At 59.0% G+C, this 6,613-nt stretch carries 5 protein-coding genes and 1 pseudogene; 3 read left to right on the top strand and 3 right to left on the bottom strand.

From position 1 onward, the window contains the following. The 3 genes and pseudogenes from ABX749_RS16745 to ABX749_RS16735 form a co-directional block, all read left to right on the top strand. A pseudogene (locus ABX749_RS16745) lies at positions 1 to 188 on the top strand (hypothetical protein); the annotation flags it as partial. Continuing rightward, positions 185 to 1,678, top strand: a complete 1,494-nt coding sequence (locus ABX749_RS16740) for a protein kinase (RefSeq protein WP_372896978.1) — start codon at positions 185 to 187, stop codon at positions 1,676 to 1,678. The pseudogene ABX749_RS16745 and the gene ABX749_RS16740, both read left to right, overlap by 4 nt. 4 nt (positions 1,679 to 1,682) lie before the next feature. Next, positions 1,683 to 3,212, top strand: coding sequence for a tetratricopeptide repeat protein (locus ABX749_RS16735; RefSeq protein ID WP_372896977.1), 1,530 nt, complete (start codon positions 1,683 to 1,685; stop codon positions 3,210 to 3,212). Between the two features lie 75 nt (positions 3,213 to 3,287). Here the strand turns inward: ABX749_RS16735 and ABX749_RS16730 are convergent, their stop codons facing one another. The 3 genes from ABX749_RS16730 to ABX749_RS16720 all read right to left on the bottom strand — a co-directional run. Next, positions 3,288 to 5,093 carry an asparagine synthetase B gene (locus ABX749_RS16730; RefSeq protein ID WP_372896976.1) on the bottom strand — a complete coding sequence of 602 codons (1,806 nt, stop codon included), beginning with the start codon at positions 5,091 to 5,093 and terminating at the stop codon, positions 3,288 to 3,290. Between the two features lie 4 nt (positions 5,094 to 5,097). After that, complete coding sequence (locus ABX749_RS16725; protein ID WP_372896975.1) at positions 5,098 to 5,556, bottom strand: tol-pal system YbgF family protein; 459 nt, start codon at positions 5,554 to 5,556, stop codon at positions 5,098 to 5,100. Positions 5,557 to 5,562: 6 nt separating this feature from the next. Next, positions 5,563 to 6,613: hypothetical protein (locus tag ABX749_RS16720; protein ID WP_372896974.1), on the bottom strand; the 1,051-nt coding region annotated here is incomplete at its 5' end.

The following is a 6,613-nucleotide window of genomic DNA, read 5'->3' as shown; positions in this document are numbered from 1 at the left end:
CGGAGTTCCAGGGCGAGACCTGGCAAGCGTTTTGGTCCAGCGTGGTGCTCGGTCAAGACGTTCAACGGGTCGCCGAGTCGTTGAATCGCTCCCGTGGAAGTGTCTACACCGCCCGCAGCCGCGTCATGAAGCGTCTCAAAGACAAGGTCCAGGAACTCGATTTGCAGCAGGAGCAAGACGAATCATGAAAGCATCATGCCCCTCCTGCCGCTTCGATCAACTGGATGCTTTTCTGGCCGGTGAACTCTCCACCGCACAGGTGGAACAACTCGAACAGCATCTCGATGCGTGCCGCTTCTGTGACGAGGAACTGACGCGGCGGACCGCTGACGAATCGTTCTGGGACGATACCCAAACCTTTCTCAGCTCGGCCGACGGTCTGCCATCGGATCACGATACCGATAACCATCCGCTGCCCACGACATCGGATCAGAACCGGTTCAACGTGTCGGGCCAAGACACTCCACTTGGACAACTGAGCTTTTTGGATCCTACCGACGACCCGCACCGGCTGGGACGCTTCGGCGGCTACGAGATCTCCGGCATCATCGGCCAAGGCGGCATGGGCGTGGTGATGAAGGGCTGGGATGTCTCGCTGGATCGCTTCGTCGCGATCAAGGTGCTTAGCCCCGCGTACGCCGGCCACTCGGCGGCACGCCAACGGTTTGCCCGTGAAGCACAAGCCGCCGCCGCGATCCTTCACGACAACGTGATCGCCATCTATGGCGTCGATCATTGGAAGGAAATGCCCTATCTGGTCATGCCCTACATCAAGGGCGAATCGCTGCAGCAACGCATCGACCGCGCCGCACCGCTGTCGCTGGAAAACATCCTCGAGATCTCGCTACAAATCGCGCGGGGCTTGGCGGCCGCACACGATCAAGGCCTGATTCACCGCGACATCAAACCGGCAAACATCTTGATGCCCGCCAGCGTTTCGCGGGTGATCATCACCGACTTTGGTCTGGCACGCACCGCCGATGATGCAAGCTTGACGCGCAGCGGCGTGCTGGCCGGAACGCCCCAGTACATGTCGCCCGAACAAGCCAAGGGTGAATCGATCGACGGCCGCACCGATCTGTTCAGTCTCGGTAGTGTGATGTATGCGATGGCGTGCGGGCGTCCCCCGTTCCGCGCCGAAACACCCTACGGCGTTCTGCGAAAAATCACCGACCAACCGCATCGCCCGCTTTCGCAGCTTCGCGAAGATCTGCCCCCATGGCTGGAAACCATCGTCGACCGACTGCTGCAAAAAGATCCCTCCAAGCGATTTGATGACGCCCATCAACTGGCTGACTATCTCGAAGATTGCCTCGCGCATCTGCGTCAGCCGACGACGACACTCCTGCCCAAACTCGAAGCACCGACGAAACGACTGCGACCAGCAATCCCGCTCGTCCTATTGTTCGCCGCTCTGCTCCTGGTCGGCGGATGGTTCGCGATCGATCGGTTCACCACTCGCAATCGAAACGCCCCGCCATCGGCTTTCGATCCGGGCGACGCCTCCGCTGCGCCGCGTGCCCCGGATGCCGATCCCTCGCCTTCGGACCCACCGCCGGCACACTTGCAATGGGAGTTCGATGCGACACCACTGGATCAATTGGAAACCGAACTCGATCTGCTGCTGAACGAAACCGTCACCGATCCATTCGCCGATCCGTCACCCACATCGGAGTAACACGATGAAACGTATGCATTTCAAAACACTCGCGTTCGCGCTGCTAGGCATCCTGGCGATGCAGATCAACGTGATGCCCCGCGCGACCGCCGAACTGTTGCCGGCGGACCAACTCGCATCGTGCCAATTGCACGTCATCGGCATCTACGCGCCCGAAGACAACAACACCGATGACCGCGTATTCGTCGACGTACAGCCCACCGGCAAACCGATCGTGCTGGCGTTAACCGGCTACTACGGTGCCCAATGGAACGTGAAGATTTCAGCTGACGCGGACGTCCGTCAAGTGATTGTCGCCGGCTACTTCGAACACTCCGTGCGTGGACTCCCGGAAAGCGTTCCCACGGAAATGCTCACGTATTTTCCCGACGCAGACAAAACGCGTAAGGATTTCTTTTGGGCCTATTCATGGCATACCAAGAATGGTCGTGACCTGCGTTCGCGTCTCAAAGAACTCACCGGACTGGACATCAGCACCTTTCAGGGCAAGTATTCGGCAAAGCGGTTCGTCGTGAACGAAAAGAACGGCGACGTTGCAGCATTTCTCGCTACGGATCCGCCAAAATCCAAACCGACGGCCAACGCAACCGGCCTCGAGAAACAATTGCGTGACCACGGACTGGCCGCCAAGCTGAAACTGCTTCAGCTGTCCAATCAATTCAGTCAGAATCACCCTGCGGTCAAGCAACTTGAGCGAAGCATTGAACTGATCGACACGGAACTGAAACGGATGGGCGCCGCTCCACTCGAACCGGCAGCTGAGCAACCGGCAGCTGAGCAACTGGCGACATCAACACTGCCGACAGAAACCGATTCCCACAAGGTGATCGAAGCGTTGGTGCGACAATCATTCGAGCTGCAGATGCAGCTACAAATGGCCCGCGTGGAAAAAGCCGAAGCCGACCTGCAACGCATCAAGCTTCAATTGCAGCAACGCGTCGACTCGGCCGAAGACATCATCGCCGCTCGCGTGAAGGAATTGATCCGTCGTGACGTGGCCAAGTCAAAGACGGGGGAACAGCCGGAGGAAGAGGTCTCCGCCTCCGTCCTCACCGACGAGGGCTGGAAGGCGTGGCGATCTCGCGATACACGCAACGCCCTGAAAAGCTTTCTTTCGGCACTGAATTCTGAACCGGAGAATGAATCGGCACGCAACGGTTTGGGCTGGACCTACGTGCATCTGGGGGAATACGACAAAGCGATCACGGAATTCAAAAAGATCGACAAAGACTCCCCGGTTCAATCCGCGGCCCTCAACGGGATCGGCCAAAGCCTGCTCGCGTTGGGAAAACTGGATGAAGCCGAAAAGGTGTTGCTCGACGCGACCGAAGAGATGATTACCAAGGCCGGAGAAGCCCAAGCCGCCAAGATGGGACTGGCCGCCTGGTATGGTTTGGTCCGCACCTACCTGCAACAGAAGAATTACGAGCAGGCCAAACAGTGGAGTCAGCGTTACCTCAAGCACAAGCCCGATGACAAATTGATGAAGGACATGCTGGAGCAAGCGAAATCGGAAACCGAAGTGAACCAGTAGTGCGACTTCGTTTGACATCAAACGGAGTATTTTTGGGTAGCGGTAGGGCGCAAGCCTCTCCGGCACCACGTCCCGTCACCGCGTGACCCCCGTCATGTCGCGGTCGACGACGACGCGGCGCCACAGTTCGAACGTCATCAGCATCCACAGCCGCATGCCGTAGCGACCGGCACCTTCTTCGATGTCGTAGCGCAACAGCTGTCGGATCCGCTCGGGATCAAACAACTCGGCCTCGCGGGCGTGTCGCGATGCCAGCGTCTTTTTGGCCAACCGCCGCATTTCACCGCGAAACCAATAGTGGACCGGGACCCGCATCCCGCTCTTGGGCCGCGCGATCACTTCGCGCGGCAAGTCGTCTTCGTAGGCTCGTTTGAGCACCCATTTCTCGTCACCGCTGCGGAGTTTCATGCGCGGCGGCATTTGGAAACTCAGACGAATTAATTCCTCGTCGAACAACGGCGCCAGCGGTGTCAGCCCCGACGCGGCCAACATCCGTTCGACTTTGGGCAGAATGAGATGGGCCCCCTTGAGACGAATATTGATTGCCATCAGCTTGTTCAAGAACGAACGCACCGAGGACTGTTCAAAGAACGGTGCCAGAATCGATTCGAGATCACGTTCGGGGTCAATCTGGTCTCGAATCCGCGGGTGCAACACGCGGGACCATTCCTCATACGCCCGTCGATAGGACGCCAGGTACGCCTTTTCGCGGAAGCCCGGTTCTCGTGGAACACCGTACCAGTGCTGCATCATCATCGGCAAATTTTTGGGACCGCCGAACAGCGGGTCGCCCCCTTCGCCGTTGAACACATACCGCACGTCTTGGCTGACGCGTCGGGCGAGTTCAAAATTCGGCTGCGTGATCGGATCGCCGATCGGATCGTCGAGATGCCAAATCATCTGGCGCAGTCGCGGTGCGAATTGCCTGGGATTGACCATCACTTCATGGTGGTCGGTCCCCAGTCGGTCTGCGACGCTGCGGGCGAATTCCAGCTCGTTGGGATAGTGTTTGCCGAAATGAATCGCATAGGTCAACACGCGATGGCTGTGCTGACGCGCGACTTCGGCGGCGACGATGCTGGAATCCAAACCGCCGGACAAAAAGATGCCGACGGGCTCGCCTGATGGCAAACGCCGCGCGACGGCATCGCTGATCACACGCCGTGACTCGGCCACCCAGTGCCGATGATCGTCGCCGTCACCCCGGCCATCCCATTCGTCCTCTTCAAACGGAAACAGATTCGTCAGCTGGCTGGACGCATCCCTGCAAAGCGTGACCGCGTGTCCGGCAGGCAATTCGTAAACCTCCTTCAGCATCGTGCCGTGACCGGGTACGAAACTGAACGCCAAATACTGTGCGATCGCCGCCGGTCGAATCTCCGCTGCATAGCCCGGTGCCGAAGTGATCGCCTTGGGCTCCGACGCGACCAGCCAGCGCGACGTCGCGGCAGACGTGTCGTTAAATCGTCCGTAAAAAACCGTCCGCACGCCGGCGCCGATTCTCGCAACATGCAGTGCGCCGGCAGTCTCGTCAGCGATCGCCACGATCGCCGCCCCCTGCAAACGCGATAATGCGGCAACCCCGCGTGCCCGATACTCCGCGATCAAACCGGACAGCGCGACCGCCCCTCCGACAGATTCATTTCCGTCTCGGGTCAGGAAGCCACAGACCAGCAACGTCACGTCGTCGTCGATCAACCCGCGACGGTCCAAACGCAGCCCGACGGCGTGGTCGTCGCTCAGTTGCAGTCTGGCCAGCGATGCGGTGCTCGATTGCAGCAACACATCGCCGGGTGTTTTGCCACGATGTGTGAGCGTCGCGATCATCGACCGCAACAGCGTCATTGACGGCGGCCCCGTCAATCCGACCAGTGCATCCATGAATTCACTCGGCCCGCTGCCGGTCCAGCATCGCTCGCACCGCCGTCGCCTCGGCCAGGTAGATGCTGCGCGACTGTTTCACGATGACTTGAAATTGCTGTTCCGCCTGCTGGGTGTTGCCATCGAGCAGCTCAATGAAAGCGAGTTTGTAGCGTGCCTTGTCGGCTTCGTCCGACTGCGGAAACTGGTCGATGGTTTGTTGAAACAACTGCCGCGATTGCGGAAGATCCCCCGCCCCCAGCTTGGCTTTCGCTCGCAAGAAGCGCGCCCGACTCGAGAGCGTGTGTCCAGGGTGTTGTCTTTCGAATTCAGCCAGTTCGGACTCCGCCGCATCGAACTGCCCCTTGATCACCAGATCACGTCCGCGATGAAAGGCTTCACTGGATTGTTGGCCGTCGCATCCGTTCGTGCAGAACGCCACCAGCAACAGGAACGCGGCGATGACCGCTGTTTTTGTTTTCATCACGGACTAACCAAAATTGTAAGTGGATGCGACGGCCTGTTCCCTCGCATGCTCTTCCAACAAAGCACTCATCGTCATCTCCGTCGCGAAACAGGCGGCCAGTCCGGTGGACAGGAACGGCAGCGCCAACACATCGACCGGCAAGGTCCGCTTGCGGTTCTTCGGGTCAATCTGCTTCGCGCGTTTCAACCGTTTGAAATCCTCGGCGGCAAACCCCAGATCGATCACCTTGCGACCTGCCAACGGCAAACCAAGCTTCGGAAGTTGCGATTGCATCTGCTGCCCCGCCGCGTCGGCATCATGAAGCAGATGCACCGGTAAATCGGGCTGTTCCTCGAGGACGCGTTTGGCATGTCCGAGCAGATAATGGGGGTAGCCGTTGATGGACAAGACCAGCATGGACTGTTCGGCATGAAGATTGTTGAGGACAAACAGATCCACCAATTCGTCGCGTTGAACGATCAACAATCGCTGAACTCCGTAGTCGTACAAGTCCGACTCGGGTGATTGCGGCGGCGGTGACGTCAGCGACGGCGACACGATCAGCTTGTCCAGTGGCTTGCCGTCGTTCATCCAACGCTCGATCAGTCGCATGAACCGGTCTCGCGGCAAAATCGACGGACGAATCAGCTGCGTTGCCAGAAAGATGATCGTCGAGATGAACCAGGTCAGCGCTACGGCGGGGATGTTATGGGCGGCAGCCGCCAGTGCCCCGAAGATGAAGAACAATGTTCCTACCAGCAATCCGGGAACCTTCGACACCTTTTGCCGACGACAATACGTTCCGTAGAGCTGGTTGCGGGTGAAAAATGCCGTGTCGTTTTGACTTGCCGCGCGGACCGCCGCGAGAAAACGTCCGTCGGTCAATCCCTTGGATCGCGTCGCTTGGGGATTGAAGCTGAATCGATAACCGCACGACGCGCACTTCATCCCCGATTTGACCGATTGGTTGTGCGGGCACTTTGGACATTTCATGATCGAGCGTCCGCCGGCGTACAGAATGCCTCGCGATTCCGCTGTCGCTGGGCCGCCGAAACACCGTCGATCACGGTGCGGT

Origin of the sequence: Stieleria sp. (assembly GCF_041595215.1) — a bacterium.
GTDB classification, from domain to species: Bacteria; Planctomycetota; Planctomycetia; order Pirellulales; family Pirellulaceae; genus Stieleria; species Stieleria magnilauensis.
Note: the sequence above shows the minus strand (reverse complement) of the source record. Positions and strands in the feature narration are given on the sequence as shown.